This is a genomic window from Candidatus Acidianus copahuensis, assembly GCF_000632495.1.
GTDB lineage: Archaea > Thermoproteota > Thermoprotei_A > Sulfolobales > Sulfolobaceae > Acidianus > Acidianus copahuensis.
The window spans coordinates 1-24,632 of sequence record NZ_JFZT01000041.1 but is presented as its reverse complement, the minus strand read 5'-3'; the positions used below and the strand labels follow the sequence as shown (position 1 = coordinate 24,632).

Genomic DNA, 24,632 nt, shown 5'->3' with positions numbered 1-24,632 from the left:
TACTAAGGTTCCTGGCGTTCCTCTAGCTTATAACGCAGCTAATAAGACTGTATTCCTATATATTGTCTCGTTGAGCTCTGGAAATCCATTTAACTTTAACGGAACAAGCGACGGACAGCTAAAAATTTACATACCTGCAGGATGGCACGTGTATGTAGTCTACACAAACCAGGAATCAATACCTCACAACTTCAACATAATAGCTAACGATACTCCAACGCCCAATAACGCAAACGTACTTGCTGACGGTAAGTTTATTCTTAACGTTGGAACCACGAGCACATCATATGAAACTGTAGGTATAGCTAGTGGTCAATCTGCATCTGGCTTATCTCCAGCAATTCCTGCAGGATACTATTGGTTCGCATGCGGTATCGCTGGTCACGCTGAAGCAGGAATGTGGGGTGTACTAATATCTTCCACATCAGTAACTACACCATACTACGTTACAAGTAGTTAAGATAAGGTAATTCTTTTATTTTATATCTTCTTTTTTAATTGGCATATAGTTTAACAAAGTTAATCATTTAATATATTTAATTTAATTTTTTATAATTTATCTAATATGTTTATTCAATCATATATACATAGCTTTTAAAAAGTTCATTCCTTTTTAACATTACAGAAGTGAATAATATGTCCACTGGAGGAAAAAAGAACAATAATCCAGATCCTAATAGACGTTCAGTAATAATAGGCGGTGCAGCCGCAATTGCCGGATTGGCTGCAGGTATTGTAATAGGAGGAAGTGCTTTTCCGAAATTAGAGGAAAAAACCCAAGTTCAGACCGTAGTTAAGGAGAAACCGATAGTGTCAACCAAGACAGTTACTCAAACAGTAACTAAAGTTGTGCCTACAGAACTACAATACCAGAAGCAGAAAGTAGCTAATATAAGCCAATTACCCAGTGCAGGCACGTCAGTAATAACAACATATATGGGATATCCTGTAATAATAATGAGGACTGGAGTTAAGTCAATTGGAGGAGTTGGTCCTAGCTCCGACATAGTTGGCTTCTCTAACGTATGTGCCCACATGGGCTATCAGCCAATTGTCTATAATTCAAAAACTAATTGCCTAGTGTGCCCACAGCACTTTTCACAATACGATGTCACCGTAGGAGGAATGCCGGTAATAGGACATCCAAACGAGTATCTTCCTCAACTCTACTTGGAATATGACGAAAGCACTGGTGACATATACGGTCTAGGATTCAACAGGTTAGTATATGGCGTCTATAACAACGTCCTGCAAGCCCCCTCATCTAGCTCTTCATCTAGCGGTAGTAGCTGACGTAGATATACCATTCGAATCTATAAAATTGCCATCTCCTTTTAAACTTACACCTTTTTTAAATAAAACTTTTTAAATATCTATCTATAACCATTGTTAATGAATAGATCCTTTTACTTTCTCGCTACTGCTCTATTAGGTTTCGTCCTGATTTACATAGCACCTTTATCTCCTAATTATACAGTTTATGATATTTTTGGGGGATTAGTCTTTTGGTCTTCTATTGGTCTTTTCCTAGCATACTCAGTATTACAAAAAGTTTTCAGATTTTTTAAAACTAACTTAAATAAAGTGTCTATTACTATTTTTGTAAGTTATATTTCTGTCCATTACTTAGTGTATAGTATAGCCTTGGAGAGGCTTTTAACTGCGTTTTATGGTCAATTATTCTTTGTTTCCTCTCCCTTTATTTCCTTTTCAGTTACAACTTTCTACCCTAGTTCTCTTTATACTGCTTTGATGAACCTCTTCTTTAATCCTGACTTGGTAGCAGGCCTACCTCCTGACTACTACGTAGAGCTCTCATTTTATGCAATGTTTATGGGCTTAATAATATCAACCTTAGTTACAGTAACGATTACTAGAGTGATTAACATGGCGAGAACGTTAGGAGGACTAAGAACAATTCTCCTTGCCCCCATAATAGGAGTTATTGGCGGGGGAAGTTGTTGTGTTTCCATCCCTATTATCTTGGCTACTGCAGTTCCTGCTGCAAACTTCCTGGTGTTAACTGCTCCGGGAGAAGAAGCATTGTTTTTAACTTACATTCTCCTTCCTCCTATTACTGCATTAGCTTTAGGAATTCATTTTCGATCCATTATTCCTAAGCCACCAAAGGAATTCAGATTAACGATTAAAAACAAAAGCTAGATTAATCGTTTTAAACTTAAATATATTTTAAATCTTTTTCCTTCTAAAACTTTCATTTCTTGTGAAACTTGAATATTTAAAAACTTTTCTATAAATTAATATGTATAGTAAACCATATATACACATATTTTTTACTAGTCATCTAAAATGATATTTAGATTTATATGAGTTCCCAAACGCCGGCGTATCCCAAAAATTCAAGAGTCCCACTACCACCAGTTACTGCTGAAAGGTATTTCGCTACTTGTAGGTTCTGTAACGTAGGTTGTGGGTATGATATTTTTGTCTTTCCTGAAGATCAAGCTGGACAGCCAACTGCTGGACAGAACGCTGTATTTTATAATATTGTGGATAAAGTATTTGATAGGAATTTACAGAACTACAAAGTGGACTATACTCAGCCTTTAGCCCCTCTAGCAGCTTTAACTGGTTCTCCATGGATAGGCGAAGGAATGGTAACTAAGACCGTTAGATTCAATTCTAAATCAGGTAATTGGGAAACTGTATATATAGAAGAGGTTCCCAGTGCAGAATGTCCAGTAAACCAAGGAAATTACTCTACAAGAGGAGGGAGGAATGCACAAAGGAACTGGAGTCCTTTAACTGATAATGGTCCCGGTTTCGCAGTATATCAATCGAGGATAAAAACTCCATTAATAAGATGGAACGGAACTTTAACACCTATAGGATGGAGTTACGCTATTGACGTATCCGCAAGGATACTTAAGTATTACATGGATCACGAAACAACAACTTATCCAGATCCTGTAGGTCCTGTTGGTACTCAAGTTATGGCGATAAGAGCTGATCACGGCGGAGGACAAGGAGGTGGAGTGTTTAGTAATCTAGCTCCGGGTCTTCTTCTTCACATGGGCGTAGCAACTCCTTTTGTAAGGTTCCACTATGAGGTAGCGTTCTCCTTTACTCAGGACGCTCTTATGGAGGCAACTAACGGTAATGGTACGGACACTTCAAGTATGCTAGATGAAAGTATAGCAGACGTGTTAGTCTCTTGGGGCCAAAACCATTATTCAACCTCTACTGTCGACTTCATTCAACACTGGTTCGATAATATAAGGGGGTTAACAATAAAGAGAAAACAGCAATGGTTTGAGTCAGGAGAACCTGCTGCAGCAGGCCAAATAATAATTGTGGAGTCAAGGCCATCAGAGACCGTAAAAGCTGCGGCAGCTGCTCTAGGCATTTCGGTAGAAGACGCAATGAATGGTAGTAGCGATCAAATGCTGTACGTGCAAGTAAATGCTGGAACAGACTCTGAGCTAGCTAACGCTGTAGCAGCTTACATTTATTACACGTATCCAGACGTTGTTAATCACTTTGTCAGTATGTATAAAGCGGCAAGTACTTACGGTTTTGCATTTAATGATGAAACGTACCAATACTACATTCAATATTTGCAGTCAAAAAGCCTTAGTGAGTGGCTCTCTGAAGCAGAATCGATTACTGGAGTTCCTCAGAACATAATAACCAAGATGGGCGATATGCTTGCTAAGCCTAAAACCAATAGCAGTGGGCAGACTTTCTATAAGAGGGTATTAATTGATTTTGAAAAGGGATTAATATGGTCTGGAAATTACACTCCAATTTACGCTATGGCTAACCTTGGAATTATTATTGGTGCATTGTCTGGAAGACCTGGTTGTGGGGTATCTACTGGTTTCGGTCATCAGAGGGGAGCAGCGTTCCCTGTACCTCCACCACCTCCATGGTCTAGTAACTTGAGCCAATCTAGAGAATTCTTCATACAGATGCACACCTATGCCCCTCAACAGCTTAAGGCACAAGGAGTAACTCCTACAGGTCCTGCTGTTGCAGATTTCATAAAGAACTTCTATGCGAATTACACTAAGACCTTAGTCCCGCAGATATATGAGCAAAATCCGGTTATTGACTATTTGATCTATAGCGGATACGGTAAAGTACTCTGGACTTTCACTACCAATCCTTATAAGTTAACGATGGGAGGAGGCAAGTTATCTCAAGTAATAGACAATAGATCTCACTTATTGCAGGAATGCGTAGAAAACACGATGTCCCTTGGAGTTTCCTCTTCACCCTCATCAATAATTTCATCTCCTCCATACTATAACGTTAAGGACGTGAGTGCTACAATACCTCAATTTCCTACTTCTGAGCAATATGCTAATGCCGTAATTTCCTGTTTGAGTGGAAGCAACGCTGTATCGGGAGCATTATTTGTAACTGGAACTGACATAATCTTGCCACAAAACGGAATTCTAGAAAGGGCTGCTCACTTAATATTGCCTGCAGCGTCTAATCACGGAGAAACGTACGAAATAAGATGGGACGGTCATGATAGAAGGTTAAGACTAGATGAGGTATACCACTCACCACCAGGACAGGCTATGCCTGATATATGGATCTATGCTATGATAGCTTATAGAATATACCAGCTATATCAGGCTGAAGGTAATGGAAGCTCTCCGCAAGCAAAAAGGTTATACAATGCATTTAATGAAATGTGGAGCTTGCTGTCATCTAACATGATTCAGAATTCCCAACCATTATCAGTTGCATCATCATACTCCGAGTATTATTATGACTATAATTGGTTTAACATATACAACGGATTATGGAAATACTATGTCGCTAACGGTCCTACAAACTTCAGCTCATGGCCTTACGGTTACGTTGTACCACATTGGGCTCCCGGATGGGCACAAATAGACTTAACAGACTTGCAGGCAGCTAGAACAATAGGAGTTCAATTACTAATCCTAGGAAAAACGACCAACTCGGACGGTAGTTTTACGTTATGGGGATTAGTTAATTACGCTGAGCCAGCAATTGCGGGTAAGTTTAGGGCAGAGGCTGTGACTATTGATCCAAATCAAGCGGTAACTGTTGGCAATACGACATTACCTCTAATAACTAGAGACGTACAATACATCAGTATAAATGATCTGCAGTCAATGTTTGGTTACTCCTGGAAAGATCTATTGCCATACGTTATAAATGGCTTCAATCCATTGTCTGTGCCATATGTTGGAATTTATGGCTATTCCGCGCAGTTACAGCAGAAGTATAAGTATTGGGCAAATAACGGAAGATGGAACATCATATTCCAGTCTGGATGGATAGACTATCAGATTCCTGAGATCCTTCAAAGATTACCATATCCAATAATTATGATGAACTCGAATGATGCTTCAAGCGAGGGCGTAACAAACGGTGACATAATTCAAGCTTACAATGATTTCGGTTCAGTTGACGGTATAGTCTGGATATCAGATACCGTTCCCCAAGGTCAGTTATTTGTAGCGATGGCATATGAGGTAAAGCCTGGAGCTAATCAAGTAACTACAGAAACAGTTGATCCTGTTACGGACAATCAGATGGTAAAGTGGACATGGGTAAATGTAAAGAAGGTAGGTTCATTACCGGAAGACCAGAAACAGCTTATCACTTTCGCCCCAATAAACTTTAGTACATAATTTTTTTTCCCCTAATTGTTAATACTTTTTTTAAGAAAAGTAATACGTAGTTTGATGTATTGGAGGTACTAACTTTCTTCTTTAAGGGTAGATAGAAAAACGAAGAACTTATGATTGTGATTTCCCTTTCTTGTCCAAGGAATACAGTGAACTAGTTCACGCAGACTTTTCAGGTGAGGAGGTTTTAACGATCTCATGATAGTAAAAGGGTATCATCCATCTAAAAATAGATCTAAACTGAACAATCTAAGAGGATTTAAATCAAGGAAGTATAACCAAGGGAAAATAACCTGAATTTTATGCAAACCCTAGTCGACGCATGATAGGGAAAATAAGAAAGTTCCCGATTTTCTTCGCTTTAGGGGAAAGAAGTAACTAGAACAGTGGATTACACCTATCAAGTAAATGCAGGATTTTTAACTTTACGTTAAAGGATGTTCCTTTTAGATTTGTTTTTTATAAGAGGACTATATACTCAAAGATGGAAAATTAATCTTATGTACTAATCCACTTTACTTCCCGCTCGGACTTTCTATTTTAGCTACATTAATGGGTAGTAGGCATGGTCAATTATTTAAGTCCTTAACGTGATGCATATCGCTTATGCCAATATAGATAACAGTATAGCAATGATTATGAACCCAGCGATTATTGGGACAGCTACCTGAAGTAAAGGAAACTTAGGTTTTTCTCTTGTAGCGAACTGCTGCTGATAAGTTGGCTGACTTTGAACTTGTACTCCTGGCATCCGTTGAGGAACCTCAATAAGAGGATATCCACACCTTTGGCACGAATAGACGTTATCTGGATTTTCAAAACCGCATCTTGGGCAAACCTTAGTCATATTCGATCGTTTATTTTGATAGCTTTTATTTCTTTTCACTATTCAAAGATTACTTAATTGAGAACTCTCCCACTTTTTCCCCGGCATTTGTCAATGTAATAACTTTTTCTATCTCGAATCCATAATTTGAATCTATTAAAGTATTCACACAATCTATCCCCTTACTTAGATTTTCATATACTTGGACCTGAATAATCCATTAGTGGATTCTAGGTATTTCCTCTAAATTCGAAGAATTTAATTCTCCAGAAATTTAGCTTTCAAAAAATGAGTTTTAGCGAATTTGATAGGATGATAACGGAGAAGCTCGGTTACCCCATGTTTCCATATCAGAGAAAGGTATCCGAAGACATAGTTTCATCCATGGAAAAACACAGGTTTGTTATAGGTTCTATGCCTACTGGAAGTGGAAAGACAGTTGTTGAGCTTTTCGTAGCTTTTTACCTCCTTCAGAGGGGATTTAAGAATATAATAGTGTTTGAGCCGACCAGACTCCTTTGCGATCAAATGTATTCCAAGTTCTGGAAACTTGTTTTTCCGAACGTAGGGGTAGAGTATGAAGGCGAGTGTGATGCCTTTACCTCAGGGAAAACAATAGTTGTTGCAACACCTTTTACTGCCTTAAAGTGTAACGCAAAGGCAGATGCAATAATCTTTGACGAAGTTCACCACGCTTTTGGTGACGTTAGATACACCAACGCATTGGTCGGGCTAAAACCAAGAGTAGTTGTCGGTTTAACAGCCTTACTTCCTAGTTATAAGAGGCTTAAATTGGACGAGGACATAATGAAGCATCTAGGAATACCCTATCCTCTTTCCTATGATTATAAGGCATTATCCAACATAGATAGTACCTTTAAACCCCCTAAAGCAATAGCTGACATATTCGACGCTGAAATGGATTCTTTAGAGGAGGGCGTTTACGAATCATTCTTACGAGGGGGAATAAGAGGAAAGGAAGGTACAATTAAATTCCTTGAAGTTACGCTCTATAGTTATGGAAAGAGGGCCTTTTGCGAAAGCTTAGAGAGGTTAAAAGAAAACGTTCAGGACAATTCGAGGTTTTTCATGTTATGCGACTCTCAAGGGTTAAGCCATAAGGCCAGAGTTTTGCAGGATATCTTATCAGTTTATAAGATAGAGGACTATAAGCCAGTCCTCATTTTTACTTCTAGGAAGGCAACGGCATATGAATTCCTTAAAGTTGTAGGGAACTCGGAGAGGGTCGCTTTACTCACTGGAGATTCCAGCAAAGAGGAAAGACAAACCCTTGTAAACAAGGCAAAGAAGGGTGAAATTGACGTTATTGTGTCGACAATTGTGGGAGAAGAGGGAATTGACATACCTGAGGCAAAACTCCTAATAATGACTGATGTGCCAAAAAGTCCTTTGAGATTTTACCAGAGATTAGGTAGGCTAATTAGAAGTAACAAAGAGGGGTCTCAAAAGTTTCTAGTAGTAACCTTGACTCCAAAAACTCCTGAATACGATAACCTAGATGATGCGTTAAGGAACTTGTACATGGAAGGGGTTGATGTATCGTATATACTAGATAAGGACATTAAGAAAGGGCCTGTAGCTAAAGTACTCGAAGTTATCAAGAATGAAGGTAACGGGTTCCTCTCGTTGGAGAAACTTCAGGAGGCTGAAACTTCAGAAGTTGATGAAAGCGAGGCATACTTTGGGATTTTAAACTCAAAGGTTGAAAGTAAGGAAAGCGAGATCGCTAGATATGCCGAGAAAGCAATAAGGGATGGAAGCGTACTTTACATGTACGATGAGGAGAGAATGGCTAAACTAGTGTCCTTTGTTCTCCAAGGAAAGTTTTGTACAATGTACTCTGGAGACCGCTTTAGCGAAATGTGCGATCAGTGGCTAATAAAGGCTGGATATATGAAGAACATTAAGCTAGAAAGGAAGGGTTTACTAAATAGATATAAGACTATATTTCTAAGCGAAAAGAGAGAGGAAGTACTAAAGGATCTGGAAAGGGAAATTATGGAGAGAAGGAAGAAATATAGTGAAGTAAAAGTCAACGTGGAGGAAAACTTTAACAAGTCCATTTCCTCTTTTAATGTCACCTTAAACCTCAGCGTTAATATAATGGGAATAACCGTATTTCAGAGAGTCCAAATATCATTTTATAATTTTAGGAAAAAAGAGGAGTGGGACATAGGTAGGTTAAACGCTATAGCTATTGGGTATAGGGCCTGTGAGATGCTGTTGGAGAAAGTAAAGTCATAATTTTGAAATAAATGTTTCAATAGAAACTTAATCCTGAAGGAAGTTTCGGGTAGATCTTTATTCCACGCCTGATGTATTGTGTTTAGCAAAATGGTATTCCTAGTTCTTGGTTTTGATACAACTGCCCTTATTTTTCAACAACCATTTTAAAACTAGGTTTGTCGCGGTCTTCCATTTCCAGAAATTGATGTCTTCCCTGGGCTAACCTTAAGGACGATTGTCGTAGTTAGTGCCCCTTCATCAGAGATCATTTAAATGAATAATTAGGCCTCAGAAGCTTAACTTTATCTTAAAAGGCCAAGCTCGAGTCGTTGTCAAGGTGAATAAGAATGTTCTTAATAAAGTTAAAATTTCTTTAAAAAGCAGAACACACACACACATTAATCTTTCTTCTCTCTTATCCTCTCTAAGAGTTCCTCTATAATTCCCTTTGCTATTGATAAAGGCTCTTCATGTTTATAAAAGAACTCCTTTCCCTTATCCGTTACAGTATATACTTTGACTTTTTGCCCTCTAGAGTTTTCGATCACTTCGCATTTAATTAGTCTTTTCCTCGAAGCGTTCTTTAAAATCACATATATAGACCCTCTTGGCATTTCCTTCATTAGTCTTTCGCTTATAGCCTTCTCTAACTCATATCCGTTCATTCGTTTATCTATAAGTTCGCTTATAACGTATAGCGTGATCACTCCGCGCAGAATTAGTTCACTCTTTCCCATCTCTTTCACCCAAAGAGTGGGACCTTGCTTCTCTTGGGAGGTTTTGGAATAGCAAGCACCAGAACTGCAGACAATAGTCCGACTATTGTGACAACATATGAGGCAAATACCAAGTTAGTTATTTGAGACACAATACCCATCACTATAGGTCCTATAACTCCTCCTCCTGTAACTCCTAACCCCCAAACCAGGGAGTTTGCAAATCCTGCTGAATTCCTTGGAACAAAGTCTCCTACTAAGGAAAGCATTAAAGGAAACGCACTAAATGTGAAGAAACCGAACACGACTAAGTAAACTAGATTAGGGAAACTAAGGAAAAGAAGCATCGAAACAACAGCCCCTGCAGTAGAAATGCCGAAAATCGTTCTTCTTCCAATCTTGTCAGACAAAATACCTAGGAGAGGCTGACCAACTACCGCAGCTGCTAGAGCTATGCTTATCGTTTCTCCTAAGCTAACGTTATAAGAGTAACCGTAATTGTATACAAGTAAAGTAGGCAGGAATTGGGATATGCCCTGAGTAAACACGCTTCTAAGAAGAGCTATTACTGTTAATACGATAACTACGATCATTGTACCTCTTAACATTCCTTTATTACTTTGGCCGTTCTTTTCCTTTGGATCTTCTTCCTCCTCCTTTATCTTCACTTCCTTCAAGAAAAAGGCTGGTAATGAGGCAACTATAGCTACAACGCCTAATACAAGGGAGCTCAACATAATGTTCTTGTAAAACAGATCAAAGAGAACAAGAGAAATTGTAGGATAAAGAGATCTCCCTAAGCTACCCATGGATCCGTTTATACCCAGGGCCGTACCTGCACTGCCCTTATACTCCAATGAAAGCATAGCAGCACCTAAGGGATGGTAAAACGCTGACGAAAAACCAGCAAGCGCTACAGATCCTATTATAGCAATCAAGGAATCAGCCTCAATAGAAAGGCCAAAAGCGATCAGGCTTACTCCCCAAACTAGTATCCCAATCCCCATCATAAATGAATACCTTTGTGTCCTATCCGCTAGTCTGGTAATTAGAGGAGAAGCTAAGGCGGAAATCCCAAAGAATATACCTCCCAAAATTCCTATCATAAGCTTAGAAATTCCTAAGAACTCTATAAGAAAAGTGAAAGTTATTGGCAAATACCATGTGCTTCCGTCGTTTATAAAGTGAGAGATTGAGGTTGTAAGTAAAGTATTTGATTTCATATATATCCATAAGTTATTTATGTATAAAAGACTTATGCAATACGTTAATTAAAGCGATTGGTTGATCCTCTTCTCGAGAGCAAGGAGTCTCTACATAAAAAAAATCTTATTCTGATGGTTGTGTGTATTCAATGTTCCTTACTGTTTGTGGTGATATGTTATACAATTTTGACATCCTTTCAACTGATGTTTTCCCTAAGCTTGTTTGTACAAGGTTTTTTTTCCTACTTCTCTCTCCTTTCTTCACTTGAATTTCAAGAGGGGAGAAATAATTTATTTTTTATTTTCCTTATTGCACGTGGGTTAAGGGGATTTTCGTTTCTGCTCATGTTAATCTCCCCCTTGATAATACCAACTCCCCTAACTCTTTTAGGTTTTCTTAACTTGTTTGGTTTAAGCTTGATTCTTTAGTGTTATAGGTTTGTGTGTAAGGTAGTTTATCAAGTGTGTTTGCTTTTCTCTTGTTTTATTTTAATTATTCTTGTTTCGATTCTTGTAAATATAGTGTTTTTTACGTTTTATTTCTCCTATATTGTGTTATTTAATGAATTTTTCATATAATCATATAAAAGTTGTTGTACTCAAAATTTTTTACTATATTGAGTTGGGTCTAAGGCTAGCTAACATTTTAACATTTGCTTTCTATCGTTGGTAGATCCTTAAAATTATCTCTCAGAACATTATATCCCTTCATGAGAACACATAGTATTTCTTTGGGGTTTGTTTGTATGACCTCCTCAGCAATACTCTTGACAGTTAGGTCTTTTTGTAGTTCTTGATCTGAGTAATAAACTTTCTTCAAGCTCACTTCTTTAGCTACAGAAACCCTCAATCTGAAAGCTATTTTAATACTACCATGAATTATTTTTATGTCTTCAAGAGAAATACTAAGTCTATAACCATTCCATTGAAATCCTACGACAACTGATGCTATGTCAAAGGGAAAGATATCATAGGACACCTTTTCAATTCCTGCTTTAGTCAATCTACCTACAAACTCTGTTATTGTACCCTCTAGTGTTGGCAAAAGTTTGGTATAGTGATCCCAGTCAATTTCTTCCATAACTCACCTATCGTTAATAAAATACTTAAACTTTTAGTGCTTTCATGGGAAGTAGACTTTTATAATACTCTCTACAATACCGGTAGCAAAATTATAGATAGAGAATATTACTATTGGTTCACTGAGTATAAACTCTTCGGCACCACCAGGCTGATTATAATTTGGTTGGACTATATCTTTCTTTTTTATCCATGCAACATCGATAAACTTTAGTGGTATACCTCCTACTCTATACTTTGGTCTTCTAGGTAACGCTAATAATCTCTGAACTGTTATTGGATCATCTGCAAATAATGTAGTCCAATACGTTCCTACTGGATTTCTTGAGAAGATGACACCTTGTCTCTTAATCTGTTCATATTCAGCATCAGAAGAGATATATCTAAAGAGATATGGAGTCCTCATCAAGGTTAGCATACAAGTTCAAAATTTCATAATAATTTAAAGTTTTTTCGTGATTAGTGTGTATTCAGTAATTTCACTCTTCAATAAAAATTGAATAAATTCCGTATATATCCAACAGTTTTGTTATAATATTCATCTTTATGTTGTTTTGTAAAGGTTTTAAGGATTAAGGGGAGTAATACTTAGGGGGATAGAAATGAAGTTGAAGAGGAGTGAACTACTTCTCTCCTTGACTCAAGTATTATTAATGCTATTAAAGATAATAAAACATTAACTCAAACTTCCACACGGTAGGGGAGATTTCAGAATCAGTAGTAGCATACTACCTCCAACTACATTCCACAAACTAAAGGAAAGCACAACATACTACTTTCGTAAACTACAAAACTACTAGAGGAATTACAAAAACCAAAGAGGGTAACAATAGACGGAACAAAACGGAAAATACTACTTGTGGGTAATAATAGACATACACACAAGGAAAGTGGTAAACTTCTACATAACAAGTTTGAGGAGTAGTATGGACGTGTACAAAATGGTAAACCAACTAGGAAAAGACGTGATTTACGTACACGACAATAGTACAACATGCTAGTAGGGAGTACCAAACGAACACGAGAAGTTTGGAACAAGAAACGTGATAGACCAAATATTTAGGGTTGTAAAACACAGGCTTGCAAGCATGGATAAACGCTTCCCAGCAAGATAAACAAAAGAAAAAATAACACGATGGAGAAAAATATTCTTCACAATCCACAACGAATTTATACAATTTCTCTCAGAGAATCAATATTGTTGAATACACACGAGGGTAAATCTTAACCTTTATCTTAGAAGTAATAATACAACATACAATGCCATAGTTCATAGAACGGTTCTAAGGTATTAAGATGTCAGGAAGACGCGTTAAGAATACCCTCCAGAGGAGTGATGATAAAAAATTTGAACATATGTTATTATCATTTTAACTAGTCTTTCCTATTGAACAATTTCCTAGACTTCTCACTTTGGTTTAGCATTGACTACTTCTAGGTTTTGGTTAACTTACGTCAGAGAGGTAAGGGATTCGCTTTTTTAAACCTTATTGAGCATTAAAACTCTCTGGAAATTTGCAAAGAATTAGACGAATGTTATACAAAAATGTTAAAAAAGGACTCTCCTTGTAAAGAAAAAAATTTCAAAGCTAAGTTGCGGAAGTTAAATCGTTTTTTAAAAAAATTAATGAAAAGAAATTTAATCTTCATACCTTAATCTCTTTATGGACAAAAACCTTTTGTCCCTAGATCTTAGGACTGTGGAAGGAATAAGATATCTATCAGCTCATTTCTACCCAAGGAGGTATATGGAAAGGTGGAAGGAGATAGGTTCATTGTCTTTGGAGATGGCAAGCCAAGTCCAGGGATACTCTCTTCAGCAGTATAAGGAGGAGATAGAACACTTTTCCTTTTTCGAAAGCTACTTCCCAGACTCTTTAAAAGAGGTAGAATTACCCGATTCCTACATTTCCTTTTTTGATAAACTCATGGAGGACTTCAGATCTGGAGAGCTGCAAAGGGTTATTACGAGGTTTCACCTAGTAACTGAAGGAATCTTAGCTGATTTGGGTCTGACTATCCTTAACGATTCCTCAAGGAGGCTAGGTCTTAAGGAATTTAACGATGGAATTAAAAGGATTATTGCTGACGAAGCTAGGCACTTCAAATTTGGCCTTTCCCTTATTAGTGACAAGAGTTATGCCGTAAAGAGAGTTGAAGAGATCTTTCCAGAAGCTATGAGGATAGTCATGGACGGAAAAGAGAAGTTAAGCTATTTGGGATATGAAGAGGAAAAGTTAAGGGATATGATGGAAAAGTTAAGGAAAGCCAGAGTAAATCAGCTTTTGACCTGACCTTTTCTCAATCCTATAGCTATTTTCTCTAATTCCATTTTCTTTGTCTCCCTCACAAAGTAAAGCGAAATCGCAAAAGCTATTGCTGAGGTAATTGAAAATACTATGAGGGAAGAGGAAAGCCCAATCACCTTAGTCATTGTTGGAAAGAAGACAACTCCTAGGACTGCGCCAAATCTGCTGAAGGCTGTGGCAAATCCTTGTGCCGAAGATCTGATAGGCGTTGGAAAGATCTCAGTTGGATAAAATAGAGTTACAGCCCCCGCCCATTGCTCCATTGCTACGAAGATGGCAAAATACGGCAATAGGTAAACTCCAGTTATCTTGATCACTCCTCCTATCCCTAAAAGTAATGCCATAAGACCTAACCCAGAGAGAAGGGTCGCCCTTCTTCCAAGGGAGTCAACGGCTAGCTCAGCGAAAACGTATCCGATAAGAGCTCCTATAGCTATCACCATAGTAGCGTAAATAACTTCGTAGTTCGAGGGAAACGCAAACTGCTTGAAAATGGCTGGATAATACAAGCCAATACCATAAGATGCAACGTCAAATAGGAACCATATTGAGGAGGCTAATAATACTACAGGGAAAATTTTTCCGTTAAACAGGTCAGTAATCCCCTTAACTCCCTTATTTTCCTCTTCTACAGTTGGGATCCCTTCTCCTGTAAGCTTCCCCTTACTTATGAGCCATCTAGGAGATTCAGCCAACCTTAATCTAGCCAAAATTACTGGTATCGCTAGGATAGATCCAAAGGCGAATGAAAACCTCCAGAAGTATTCACCAAGAGGGAGAAAAGACAGGTTAACCAAGGCAGAAAGCAGAGTCCCTATCCAATACATCGACACAGCTCCAACTAAGTATTTTCCCCTTGATTTTGAGGGAGAGAACTCAGCCATCATTGAGCTACTGACTGGATAGTCTCCTCCTATTCCAACTCCAAGCATTATTCGAGAAACGAAAATCTCAATGAAATTTAATGATAAGGCTGAGGTTAAGGCAAAGACAGTGAAAATTATAAGGTCTATCCCCATAAGTCTTTTCCTTCCTAACTTGTCAGAAAGAACGCCAAAGAGGAGAGAACCAAAAATCATACCTATTAAGGAAGCGGAGTTAACCAATCCCTCTTGAAACGTGGTTAAGCTCATCTCTTTTTGAAGGAAAAGTATTGCAAACGATATGACAGACAAATCATATCCATCTAGAAGGAAACCGGCCGAAGACACAAGGAACGAATTCAATTTTCCTCTCGGATCGAATCCCATGAGGTCTTCTTTGCTATCGGCTTAAAATGTTTTCATGATCTAAGCAATCTTGGTATTTTCAAAATCTCTCATGATAATAATGATGTTTTCATCCAGACAATAAAAAGGTAATAAATTTTTGCCGTGTTAGACCAAGAAGCCGTTGTCAACAGTTTTGCTTAAACCGTGACGTTCTTGCACATTTCATGATTTTCTACTAAAGGCTTATTAAAAAAATATTAATTTTTCCTTAATCTGGGTGTGTATGTTCAAAGAAGGATTACAAAGGAGCGAGGGATGAGAAACTAAGAGTGATTTCCCACCCATTTAGGTAATGTGGTGGGTTAGTCCTTTAACGGTTCATGATGATCTTTGTTCAGAACGTGGTGAAGTTCAGCGCTTCGCGAGACAATAAGTCTCCGTAAAGCCCCAATCCCATGTCTAGTGAACCCACTCTGAGGACGCAGTATCCTTGAACGTAATAAAGGGGATTATTCACGATCTACCATTAAGTAACGTTATTATCTCAAAGCTAACATATCAAGGTATGGATGAACTAGAGGATTTATACACTAAGTTTTCCTATCCTTACGTTGAGGTTAGAAGGCATTCAATAAATAATCGAATTATCCACTTTCTAAATGGAAACCCAGTTGGAGGTTTTTTTGAAAAGGAGACTGGTTACTCTCTCAGGTTTTTTCAGGGTACTCTTTACTTTTCCTCCTCAAAGAATCCCAAGGAACTTGGTTCTAAGACGTATCCTATCCACGGTTGGGAACAGGGATTTTCCTCCGAAAACCCGGAAGGAGGCAAATATGAGGTGAAGGAGAGAAAGGGTTTTGACTCCGTTTCCCTCGAAGATAAGACAGAAGTATTCTTAGATGCCTACAAGAGAGTAAAGGTTATCCCTCAGTTAAAGAACTTATCAGTGACCTACATAGAGAGCTTAGAGGAAAAGGAGATCCTTGTTAATGGAGTTAAGGTGAGCGGAAGAGTTCCTAGGATAGGAATTTTCATAAGCGCAGTGATCAAGGAAGGGGATAGATCAGCTACTGCGAGATTTGAGTTAGGCAAAAGTGGGGGTCTTGAAGTGCTAGAAGAGTCAAACCTCCCTGAATTTGTTGAAGAGAAAATAAAGGAAGTTCTCAAAGTCCTTCAGAAGGGTAGGTCATTCGGTGAGAAAAGGACAGACGTTGTATTAAGCAACATGCTTTCTGGCATTATGGCTCACGAGTCTGTAGGCCACCCCTTTGAGGCTGACAGGATAGCTGGAAGGGAGTTCGCTCAAGCCGGTACGAGTTACTTGTCTGTCCTAAAAGGAGATAAAATTGGGTCTGAGGCAGTAAACGTCATCGACGATCCAACAATACCCGGTAGTTACGGATTTTACTTGATTGACGATGAAGGGGTATTAGGTAGGCCTAAATACCTAATAAAGGAAGGTAAAAAGAACGAACTTCTCACTGATCGATTTTCAGCTAATAGGATAGGGACCACGAGCAACGGTTCAGCCAGGGCCTCTTCCTTTGATCGAGAACCCCTAGTTAGGATGTCTAACACTTTCTTTAAACCGGGTAACCTGACCTTTGATGAACTCGTTGAGGACGTTAAGGAAGGAGTGTTCATTAAATCATACATGGAGTGGAACATAGACGATATGAGGCTAGGAGAGAGATATGTAGGATTAGAGGCATATGAGATAAGGGACGGAGAAGTTCAAGATCCTGTGATCTTCCCAGTACTTGAGGGAAAGACCACGGATTTGCTCTCATCCGTGGACGCTGTTGACAATACGTTGGAGTTCTATCCAGGGACGTGTGGGAAGGGAGACCCAGATCAGGGAGTCCCAGTGTGGCTAGGGGGACCGAACATGAGGTTTAGGAACGTAAAGGTAAAGGTGATGTAAATGAACGATGAAATGATCGATTACGTAAAAAAGGTCAACGCGCAGGACTGCGCTGTTTTGAAGTTTAATGTAAAAAGAATTGTTATCAAATTAGTTGAAAGTAAAGTTGAAACAGTTCAAAGGATGAACGACAAGTTCTACTTAGTTGCATTAAGGAAAGGGGAAAGAGGTTTTACTGGAAAACTCGATAACTTGGAAGGGGAACCCACCCTTGTTCCCTCAAGTATAGCGCCCAGGGTTTCAGATAACGATAGACAGATCCTTAAAGTCAAGGAGTCCAACGTTGATAAGTTGATGGATGACGTTTCCCCTCTCCTCAACCTGGAAAGCAAGTTTCCTCTATATGGAATAATTACGGTAGAAAAGGTCGAAAGGAGTCTAGTAACGTCCAGTGGGTTCAACGGAAAGGAGGAAGGTAGTGGAGTGAGCGGGTACTTTAGGGCGAAAAACGGTGAGTACAGTGGACAATGGGCTTTCTCCTCAACTAACTTTTCCGAAAAGCAAGTAAAGGACGCTATAGAGAGGGCTAATCAATATGCCTCAATAACTGGCAAAGCACAAATAACGGACGGAAAGTACGACCTAGTACTCTCTCCCCTAGTAATGGGTAATCTTATGATGGACGTAGCTAGGATGGCTTCCGGTTTTGCCATATATTCGGGAATGTCGATGATGAACCCAGGGGATAAAGTTGGTTCAGATAACTTCACGTTGCTTGACACCCCCAGAGAGGATAGACCTGACTCATGGGCATTTGACGATGAGGGAGTGTTTACGTATAATAAGGCGATAATAGAGAATGGAGTGTTCAAGCAACCTCTTCTTAACATAGAGCTTTCCCCATTCTTTAAGGCTAACTCCACCGGAAACGCTGGATGGCTGTATCCGAGAGCTTGGAACTTGGAAGTGAAGGAGGGAGACGAGAGCGTAGACTCAATGGTCAGTGGTAACGTCATTCTGATAAACAACGTGTGGTATACGCGATTTCAAAATTACGTAGAAGGGACTTTCTCCACCGTAGCTAGAGATGCTAGCGTGGTCTATAAGGAAGGTAATCCAGTGGGTATAGCGGAAAGAATAAGGATTGCGGACTCCCTTAAAAAGATTATGCAGACGGAGGCAATTTCAAAGGAGAGGTTCTCTGTAAGGTGGTGGGATGCCCCGATGCAAGGAGTTTATCCTTTCGTGCTAGTCAAGGGAGTAAAGGTAACAAAGGCTTAATTCTCAAAAGGTGATGTATTTTATGGACTGGAAATTTTCAGACCCAAAAAAGGAAAAGGCTCCTCCTCCTAATGTAATGTGCGAAATAGATGAAATAGCTGAATCGCCTGAAGTAAAGAGGATTGTTGGGAAGAATACAGGGCATGGAAGTGAAATCCATAGGTTTGTAAGCGAGGTGATTATAAAGGTATATAAGGAGAAAAAGGCCACGCTAGAGGAAGTGTTGGGCACGTTCCACATGGATGATAATTTAAAGGAGGAACTTGCCAGAGAAGTTGTTAGACAGGCTAGGATGAAAGGGATTATATAGTAAAAATAAATACGCGTTAAAATTTTTATATTTTTATTAGAAAGATAACTCTTGTTATTTAATTAAAATTGTTGCTCAGTAATTTATGGGAGTTTTCAATTCCTTCTAGGATGCAACTACACAATCTGTCAGAAAGGGGGTATGTTGTTGAGAATTACTTTCAATTCCTTCTAGGATGCAACTCGTATACGTTATCTGTTTTAGTTCCGTCAATTTACTTTCAATTCCTTCTAGGATGCAACATAACAACAAACCAAATGCACAAAATACTGGGTCAGTAGGCTTTCAATTCCTTCTAGGATGCAACGCGAAAACAGCATTATTATAGAATTTGAGACGAAGTATGTCTTTCAATTCCTTCTAGGATGCAACGTGTATTTTGAACTTCATTGTTTCTCTCCTCCCTCTTCTACTTTCAATTCCTTCTAGGATGCAACAGTTGACGAATTCACCCAAAAATTGCAAAAGTTCCACTTTCAATTCCTTCTAGGATGCAACTCCAACCCTTTCATGTCCCTGATTAACGCGAGGTTGAACAACTTTCAATTCCTTCTAGGATGCAACGGGTAAACGTTTTCAGAAATGACACATCGCTAGGATACCTTTCAATTCCTTCTAGGATGCAACTGGCTGAATTATGCAAAGAAATGGTAGGGGCACCTATACCTTTCAATTCCTTCTAGGATGCAACGCGTTAGTGCCCCTCTCAATGACTTCCTTTCTTCATCACTTTCAATTCCTTCTAGGATGCAACAAAGTACCAGTTATAAAATACTTGAGGTCTATCACGGTAACTTTCAATTCCTTCTAGGATGCAACATTCGTGAGATGGGATATCACGTGTGCCAGATGTACATTCTTTCAATTCCTTCTAGGATGCAACACTTGATGAAGAGAACGCAGCGGAAAAGAAGAAAAAGGCTTTCAATTCCTTCTAGGATGCAACTTAGGTTAAGTGGTTTAACTTCTACAACGAAATTCTCTGCTTTCAATTCCTTCTAGGATGCAACAAGGGAATGGCAACTAGAGCAAGGATACTAGCACTGCTGCTTTCAATTCCTTCTAGGATGCAACATATAAAGCCAGAGATGGCAAATACAGTACAGTTCAACTTCACTTTCAATTCCTTCTAGGATGCAACCCCGTAAGCTGGCTTTCATCATTAGGAATGCTTATGACGACTTTCAATTCCTTCTAGGATGCAACACGAACACGCCAATGGCGCGATCGTAACTATAACTACTAACTTTCAATTCCTTCTAGGATGCAACAATTTAGTATAAACACAATTGATGATTTGAATAAAGCAATCTTTCAATTCCTTCTAGGATGCAACCAAAACCATTAGAAGGAACATATTACGATGGCAAGACAACTTTCAATTCCTTCTAGGATGCAACAATAGATCAGTTTGTCAGGCATACTGGTGATGTTATCCACTTTCAATTCCTTCTAGGATGCAACTTATTAAGCTCGATAATTATTACTATGATTTGCAAATCTTTCAATTCCTTCTAGGATGCAACCTGAATGGAGTAACATTTACGTTCGGGCCAGAGGAACAAAGCTTTCAATTCCTTCTAGGATGCAACAGTTCCAAGGATTTTGACTTTTATCTCTTCTTTTTCATCCTTTCAATTCCTTCTAGGATGCAACCAAGGCGTACCCCACTTACGCACACTTTCCCGCGTAGCATGCCTTTCAATTCCTTCTAGGATGCAACAGCCCCATCCTTATGCCGGCGATAATACCGCCGACCCCCACTTTCAATTCCTTCTAGGATGCAACCTACTATATTGTATCCATCCTTATCCGCTTTAAATTTTACTTTCAATTCCTTCTAGGATGCAACTGCTGGGTACTCGCAAAAACCCTATCGGGGGGTTTTTTTACTTTCAATTCCTTCTAGGATGCAACACTTTCGAATTGATAGCGACGTATGGGCACATTATTTTCTTTCAATTCCTTCTAGGATGCAACTTTTAACCCCAGAAAACGCTTTCTTACTCCATGTGGAACTTTCAATTCCTTCTAGGATGCAACATTACATAGTGCACAAGTTGATGAAATCAGTATTAATGAATTCTTTCAATTCCTTCTAGGATGCAACTTTGTTGCAGTTGAACCACTAGCCTTTTGCCCCTGTTTGCCTTTCAATTCCTTCTAGGATGCAACCTCCATTTATCTCGCCACAGCCAGTTCTATTGACGCTACTTTCAATTCCTTCTAGGATGCAACATCAGGAACGCGATAGAGATGATGTTGCAAAAAGAGCACACTTTCAATTCCTTCTAGGATGCAACATGCTAAAGGTTACAAGATGACATTATATACTGGGGATGTCTTTCAATTCCTTCTAGGATGCAACTGGGAATTACCAAAAGACGCAAAGGTGATAACAATTGGTCTTTCAATTCCTTCTAGGATGCAACACCCTGGACAACAACATAATGGTTATGGTAAAAGTAGTGACTTTCAATTCCTTCTAGGATGCAACAAGCGGATTTGGTTGCCCTGCATGCCCTTCTTCATGTGCTCTTTCAATTCCTTCTAGGATGCAACAACGACACGCCATTTGGCGTGTTCGTTGAGTATTATAACTTTCAATTCCTTCTAGGATGCAACTTGCCCAGGTGTAGTAGCTGTTGGAGGAGAATATACGCTCTTTCAATTCCTTCTAGGATGCAACTTTAACTTACTCATCTATCTCACCCACTTATTTTACCCCACTTTCAATTCCTTCTAGGATGCAACTTGACCAAACATGGCGGAAGAAGAAAACCAAACCGAAATCTTTCAATTCCTTCTAGGATGCAACTTAATCAGGATGGGACTGGAAGAAATTGTTAAAAAATATTCTTTCAATTCCTTCTAGGATGCAACGCACAAACTCAATGGCGTCGAGACTATATACGATGACTACCTTTCAATTCCTTCTAGGATGCAACTTATTATCTCCCCACTGCTTCCTAGGGTCGTTCTGCCAACTTTCAATTCCTTCTAGGATGCAACGTGATAAAAACCCCAACAAAAAAATAGGATTAATTTTTACTTTCAATTCCTTCTAGGATGCAACAAAGGCGTCGATAGGTTTCTCTATCGACAGCATACCCAGCTTTCAATTCCTTCTAGGATGCAACATGGTGTCGATAGGGTTAGCCCGCAATTAGAAATTACAAACTTTCAATTCCTTCTAGGATGCAACTGAACCACCAAAGATTGAACTAACACAACACGAAATAGATGCTTTCAATTCCTTCTAGGATGCAACACATCAGCAAACGTCTTGTCAAACCATAATTCCGTAGGGTCTTTCAATTCCTTCTAGGATGCAACAAGATATGCAGGTAAAGGCTGATGTTATTATTACAACATGCTTTCAATTCCTTCTAGGATGCAACATACTCTTATACGGCCTATTACTCTTGTACAGCCTCATACTTTCAATTCCTTCTAGGATGCAACTAGGAGAAGAAAGAGAGAACAGACAGAGAGAGTAGAGAGACTTTCAATTCCTTCTAGGATGCAACAGGTCAAAGAAGGTAAAATAGTCTACTATTATTTAATCATCTTTCAATTCCTTCTAGGATGCAACAATTGAAAGCAAAAAGAGAGAGCGTGACGAAAACCCTTCTTTCAATTCCTTCTAGGATGCAACAGGTCAAAGAAGGTAAAATAGTCTACTATTATTTAATCATCTTTCAATTCCTTCTAGGATGCAACACTTGGAAAGGGTTACTCTTTCAGAGCGTATTCCAAAACTTTCAATTCCTTCTAGGATGCAACTGGGAACTGTAATTGGACTTTCCCGTCTTCGACATCATAAGCTTTCAATTCCTTCTAGGATGCAACCAAAAATATCGACATAACATCCGTTAATCGGGCTGCGTTTTCTTTCAATTCCTTCTAGGATGCAACACTAAAGGATACAGGAATGATGTATGATGTTGTGTATGTCTTTCAATTCCTTCTAGGATGCAACCCTTCATGCTGACGCCAGAGAGGTAAAACTCGATAAGCACTTTCAATTCCTTCTAGGATGCAACAGGGACAGTATGAGCGAAATTAGCCTGGTTACATATTATCCACAGAACTTTCAATTCCTTCTAGGATGCAACAGAAGCCGAACCAACATAGTACCCAAATTCGTAAAACTCTTTCAATTCCTTCTAGGATGCAACTTGTACAGGACTATTATCTCAAGACTAAGGATACGACTTTCAATTCCTTCTAGGATGCAACACATTGAAGAGTGCTGAGAAAACGAGATATTTAAATGCTTTCAATTCCTTCTAGGATGCAACGGGACAACGTTGCCTCCGAATAAGAAGAAGATGAAGAAGTCTTTCAATTCCTTCTAGGATGCAACCTTTTGTTTTTAGCACTAAAGGTAAACCACCGAAATCTACTTTCAATTCCTTCTAGGATGCAACAGGACAACCCGTTGAAGACATTGTTCAGATTGTTTCGGATCTTTCAATTCCTTCTAGGATGCAACATACTTTGTCCCCCGCCATCGCGGATCAAGTAATAATATACTTTCAATTCCTTCTAGGATGCAACGGCTCTCCGTTACACTTTCTTTGACGTCAGAGACGCTAACTTTCAATTCCTTCTAGGATGCAACCAGGCGAGGAAATTAAAACTGTTAGCATAAAACCATGCTTTCAATTCCTTCTAGGATGCAACAGGTGACTAGCCATTGAAGTCGATATTAAAACAATCATTGCTTTCAATTCCTTCTAGGATGCAACTAATAATACACGCTAGTTAACCGTTTCACTGGGAACACTCTTTCAATTCCTTCTAGGATGCAACTAGTGACTTTTAGATTGCCTGCTGATGATGTAGAAAAATTCTTTCAATTCCTTCTAGGATGCAACAGATCGCATACCTCCTACAGACCACACTCCGCTATTATAAACTTTCAATTCCTTCTAGGATGCAACTTGCCTCTTCGATATAGCCCCTTTCTTCGTTATCCTCTATGTCACTTTCAATTCCTTCTAGGATGCAACATAAGAGAAAATATGATTAAGGTGAAGGCGAAAAAACTTTCAATTCCTTCTAGGATGCAACACGCAAACACCAACGTCAAACTGTTAATGCGTTTAACCTTTCAATTCCTTCTAGGATGCAACATAATCATAGCAACAATCGCCGGCGTCAGCTACACTTTCAATTCCTTCTAGGATGCAACGACCGTGTTATCGACTAATAGTTTTAGACGTGAGAGGATCTTTCAATTCCTTCTAGGATGCAACGCATTACGGTAAGGGGCTCTATCGCCTCAAAGGTATCGTCTTTCAATTCCTTCTAGGATGCAACAAGAGACAGAGAAGATAGAGGAGATAGATAGAGAAAACTTTCAATTCCTTCTAGGATGCAACATATGAATTAGGGACCACGGGCAGGAGGCGAAGTCTTGTCTTTCAATTCCTTCTAGGATGCAACACAATCTTAGACGGTCTAATAACAGGTATTGGCGCAGGTCTTTCAATTCCTTCTAGGATGCAACTGATGTATTTTTATACTATTTATCTTCATTTCTCCCTTTCTCTTATTTATTTTTATCTGTTTTAGCCAACCCATCATGCGACCAAATTTGTTGTAAAGATCTAACGTCGTTTCAGTCGCAAGGACTTTTAATTAAATTGAAAACCTCTTTACGTTTATAAATGTTAACCCCCCTCTTTGTAATACGCACTAGTCGCATTGAGACTCGCATTTTTACGTTTATTATCTCATAGAAAAAATTGGAAATTTACGCTTCTAATCTAGAACCATCCCTTATCATAAATAGAAAAGGGATCGACAAAACTTTTTAGTCAGATTAACTGATCTAACTAACACTTTTAATTTTCCCTTCTTCAAAAGCTTATAACCCCTATATTAACCATAGCAATTTACGATACGATCCACGTTCATAATACCGAAAAGTGTTTAA

The 24,632-nt window shown here is 38.8% G+C and carries 16 protein-coding genes and 1 CRISPR repeat array; of the genes, 9 read left to right on the top strand and 7 right to left on the bottom strand.

The genetic code is table 11. The features are described from left to right. From CM19_RS06730 to CM19_RS06715, 4 genes are all read left to right on the top strand, one after another. A partial coding sequence (locus tag CM19_RS06730; RefSeq protein ID WP_048099692.1) for a sulfocyanin occupies positions 1-460 on the top strand: 460 nt, incomplete at its 5' end. Between the two features lie 176 nt (positions 461-636). Continuing rightward, positions 637-1,293 (top strand): Rieske 2Fe-2S domain-containing protein, encoded by a 657-nt coding sequence (locus tag CM19_RS06725; RefSeq protein ID WP_048099691.1) that lies wholly within the window; start codon positions 637-639, stop codon positions 1,291-1,293. A 99-nt stretch (positions 1,294-1,392) separates the two neighbouring features. Beyond that, on the top strand, positions 1,393-2,163 hold the full coding sequence (locus CM19_RS06720; protein ID WP_048099690.1) for a hypothetical protein: 771 nt from the start codon (positions 1,393-1,395) through the stop codon (positions 2,161-2,163). Between the two features lie 164 nt (positions 2,164-2,327). Next, positions 2,328-5,639: a molybdopterin dinucleotide binding domain-containing protein gene (locus tag CM19_RS06715; protein WP_048099689.1), complete on the top strand. Its 3,312-nt coding sequence runs from the start codon at positions 2,328-2,330 to the stop codon at positions 5,637-5,639. Between the two features lie 601 nt (positions 5,640-6,240). Here CM19_RS06715 and CM19_RS06710 read toward each other — a convergent pair. Beyond that, positions 6,241-6,483: a zinc-ribbon domain-containing protein gene (locus tag CM19_RS06710; protein ID WP_150111402.1), complete on the bottom strand. Its 243-nt coding sequence runs from the start codon at positions 6,481-6,483 to the stop codon at positions 6,241-6,243. A gap of 267 nt (positions 6,484-6,750) precedes the next feature. Between CM19_RS06710 and CM19_RS06705 the strand changes: the two genes are divergently transcribed. Continuing rightward, positions 6,751-8,727 (top strand): DEAD/DEAH box helicase, encoded by a 1,977-nt coding sequence (locus CM19_RS06705; RefSeq protein ID WP_048099687.1) that lies wholly within the window; start codon positions 6,751-6,753, stop codon positions 8,725-8,727. A 380-nt stretch (positions 8,728-9,107) separates the two neighbouring features. Here CM19_RS06705 and CM19_RS06700 read toward each other — a convergent pair whose 3' ends face one another. The 5 genes from CM19_RS06700 to CM19_RS06685 form a co-directional block, all read right to left on the bottom strand. Then, on the bottom strand, positions 9,108-9,446 hold the full coding sequence (locus CM19_RS06700; protein WP_048099695.1) for a PadR family transcriptional regulator: 339 nt from the start codon (positions 9,444-9,446) through the stop codon (positions 9,108-9,110). 5 nt (positions 9,447-9,451) lie between these two features. Next, on the bottom strand, positions 9,452-10,648 hold the full coding sequence (locus tag CM19_RS06695) for an MFS transporter (protein ID WP_048099686.1): 1,197 nt from the start codon (positions 10,646-10,648) through the stop codon (positions 9,452-9,454). Between the two features lie 106 nt (positions 10,649-10,754). Next, positions 10,755-10,901, bottom strand: a complete 147-nt coding sequence (locus CM19_RS13550; protein ID WP_420804716.1) for a DUF4322 domain-containing protein — start codon at positions 10,899-10,901, stop codon at positions 10,755-10,757. Between the two features lie 375 nt (positions 10,902-11,276). Further along, positions 11,277-11,711, bottom strand: coding sequence for a hypothetical protein (locus CM19_RS06690; protein WP_048099685.1), 435 nt, complete (start codon positions 11,709-11,711; stop codon positions 11,277-11,279). Between the two features lie 42 nt (positions 11,712-11,753). Further along, on the bottom strand, positions 11,754-12,128 hold the full coding sequence (locus CM19_RS06685) for a hypothetical protein (RefSeq protein ID WP_048099684.1): 375 nt from the start codon (positions 12,126-12,128) through the stop codon (positions 11,754-11,756). Between the two features lie 1,330 nt (positions 12,129-13,458). Between CM19_RS06685 and CM19_RS06680 the strand changes: the two genes are divergently transcribed. After that, positions 13,459-14,004 (top strand): ferritin family protein, encoded by a 546-nt coding sequence (locus CM19_RS06680; protein WP_235185644.1) that lies wholly within the window; start codon positions 13,459-13,461, stop codon positions 14,002-14,004. On the opposite strand, the gene CM19_RS06675 is transcribed toward CM19_RS06680, so the two are convergent. Continuing rightward, complete coding sequence (locus CM19_RS06675; RefSeq protein WP_048099682.1) at positions 13,989-15,269, bottom strand: MFS transporter; 1,281 nt, start codon at positions 15,267-15,269, stop codon at positions 13,989-13,991. The two genes, CM19_RS06680 and CM19_RS06675, sit on opposite strands and share 16 nt — an antisense overlap. Before the next feature lie 526 nt (positions 15,270-15,795). Between CM19_RS06675 and CM19_RS06670 the strand changes: the two genes are divergently transcribed. The 3 genes from CM19_RS06670 to CM19_RS06660 are packed head-to-tail and all read left to right on the top strand — an operon-like array spanning position 15,796 to position 18,685. Continuing rightward, positions 15,796-17,154 carry a TldD/PmbA family protein gene (locus CM19_RS06670; protein ID WP_048099694.1) on the top strand — a complete coding sequence of 453 codons (1,359 nt, stop codon included), beginning with the start codon at positions 15,796-15,798 and terminating at the stop codon, positions 17,152-17,154. After that, complete coding sequence (locus CM19_RS06665) at positions 17,155-18,375, top strand: TldD/PmbA family protein (RefSeq protein ID WP_048099681.1); 1,221 nt, start codon at positions 17,155-17,157, stop codon at positions 18,373-18,375. A gap of 22 nt (positions 18,376-18,397) precedes the next feature. Then, positions 18,398-18,685, top strand: a complete 288-nt coding sequence (locus CM19_RS06660; protein ID WP_048099693.1) for a hypothetical protein — start codon at positions 18,398-18,400, stop codon at positions 18,683-18,685. Positions 18,686-18,777: 92 nt separating this feature from the next. Further along, positions 18,778-24,203: direct repeats of the CRISPR family, unit length 25 nt; unit sequence CTTTCAATTCCTTCTAGGATGCAAC. Positions 24,204-24,632: the final 429 nt, after the last annotated feature.

Coding starts and splice junctions, on each gene's coding strand:
- CM19_RS06725 (WP_048099691.1), top strand. CDS start 637: ATGTCCACTGGAGGAAAAAAGAACAATAATCCAGATCCTAATAGACGT.
- CM19_RS06720 (WP_048099690.1), top strand. CDS start 1,393: ATGAATAGATCCTTTTACTTTCTCGCTACTGCTCTATTAGGTTTCGTC.
- CM19_RS06715 (WP_048099689.1), top strand. CDS start 2,328: ATGAGTTCCCAAACGCCGGCGTATCCCAAAAATTCAAGAGTCCCACTA.
- CM19_RS06710 (WP_150111402.1), bottom strand. CDS start 6,483: ATGACTAAGGTTTGCCCAAGATGCGGTTTTGAAAATCCAGATAACGTC.
- CM19_RS06705 (WP_048099687.1), top strand. CDS start 6,751: ATGAGTTTTAGCGAATTTGATAGGATGATAACGGAGAAGCTCGGTTAC.
- CM19_RS06700 (WP_048099695.1), bottom strand. CDS start 9,446: ATGGGAAAGAGTGAACTAATTCTGCGCGGAGTGATCACGCTATACGTT.
- CM19_RS06695 (WP_048099686.1), bottom strand. CDS start 10,648: ATGAAATCAAATACTTTACTTACAACCTCAATCTCTCACTTTATAAAC.
- CM19_RS06690 (WP_048099685.1), bottom strand. CDS start 11,711: ATGGAAGAAATTGACTGGGATCACTATACCAAACTTTTGCCAACACTA.
- CM19_RS06685 (WP_048099684.1), bottom strand. CDS start 12,128: ATGCTAACCTTGATGAGGACTCCATATCTCTTTAGATATATCTCTTCT.
- CM19_RS06680 (WP_235185644.1), top strand. CDS start 13,459: ATGGAAAGGTGGAAGGAGATAGGTTCATTGTCTTTGGAGATGGCAAGC.
- CM19_RS06675 (WP_048099682.1), bottom strand. CDS start 15,269: ATGGGATTCGATCCGAGAGGAAAATTGAATTCGTTCCTTGTGTCTTCG.
- CM19_RS06670 (WP_048099694.1), top strand. CDS start 15,796: ATGGATGAACTAGAGGATTTATACACTAAGTTTTCCTATCCTTACGTT.
- CM19_RS06665 (WP_048099681.1), top strand. CDS start 17,155: ATGAACGATGAAATGATCGATTACGTAAAAAAGGTCAACGCGCAGGAC.
- CM19_RS06660 (WP_048099693.1), top strand. CDS start 18,398: ATGGACTGGAAATTTTCAGACCCAAAAAAGGAAAAGGCTCCTCCTCCT.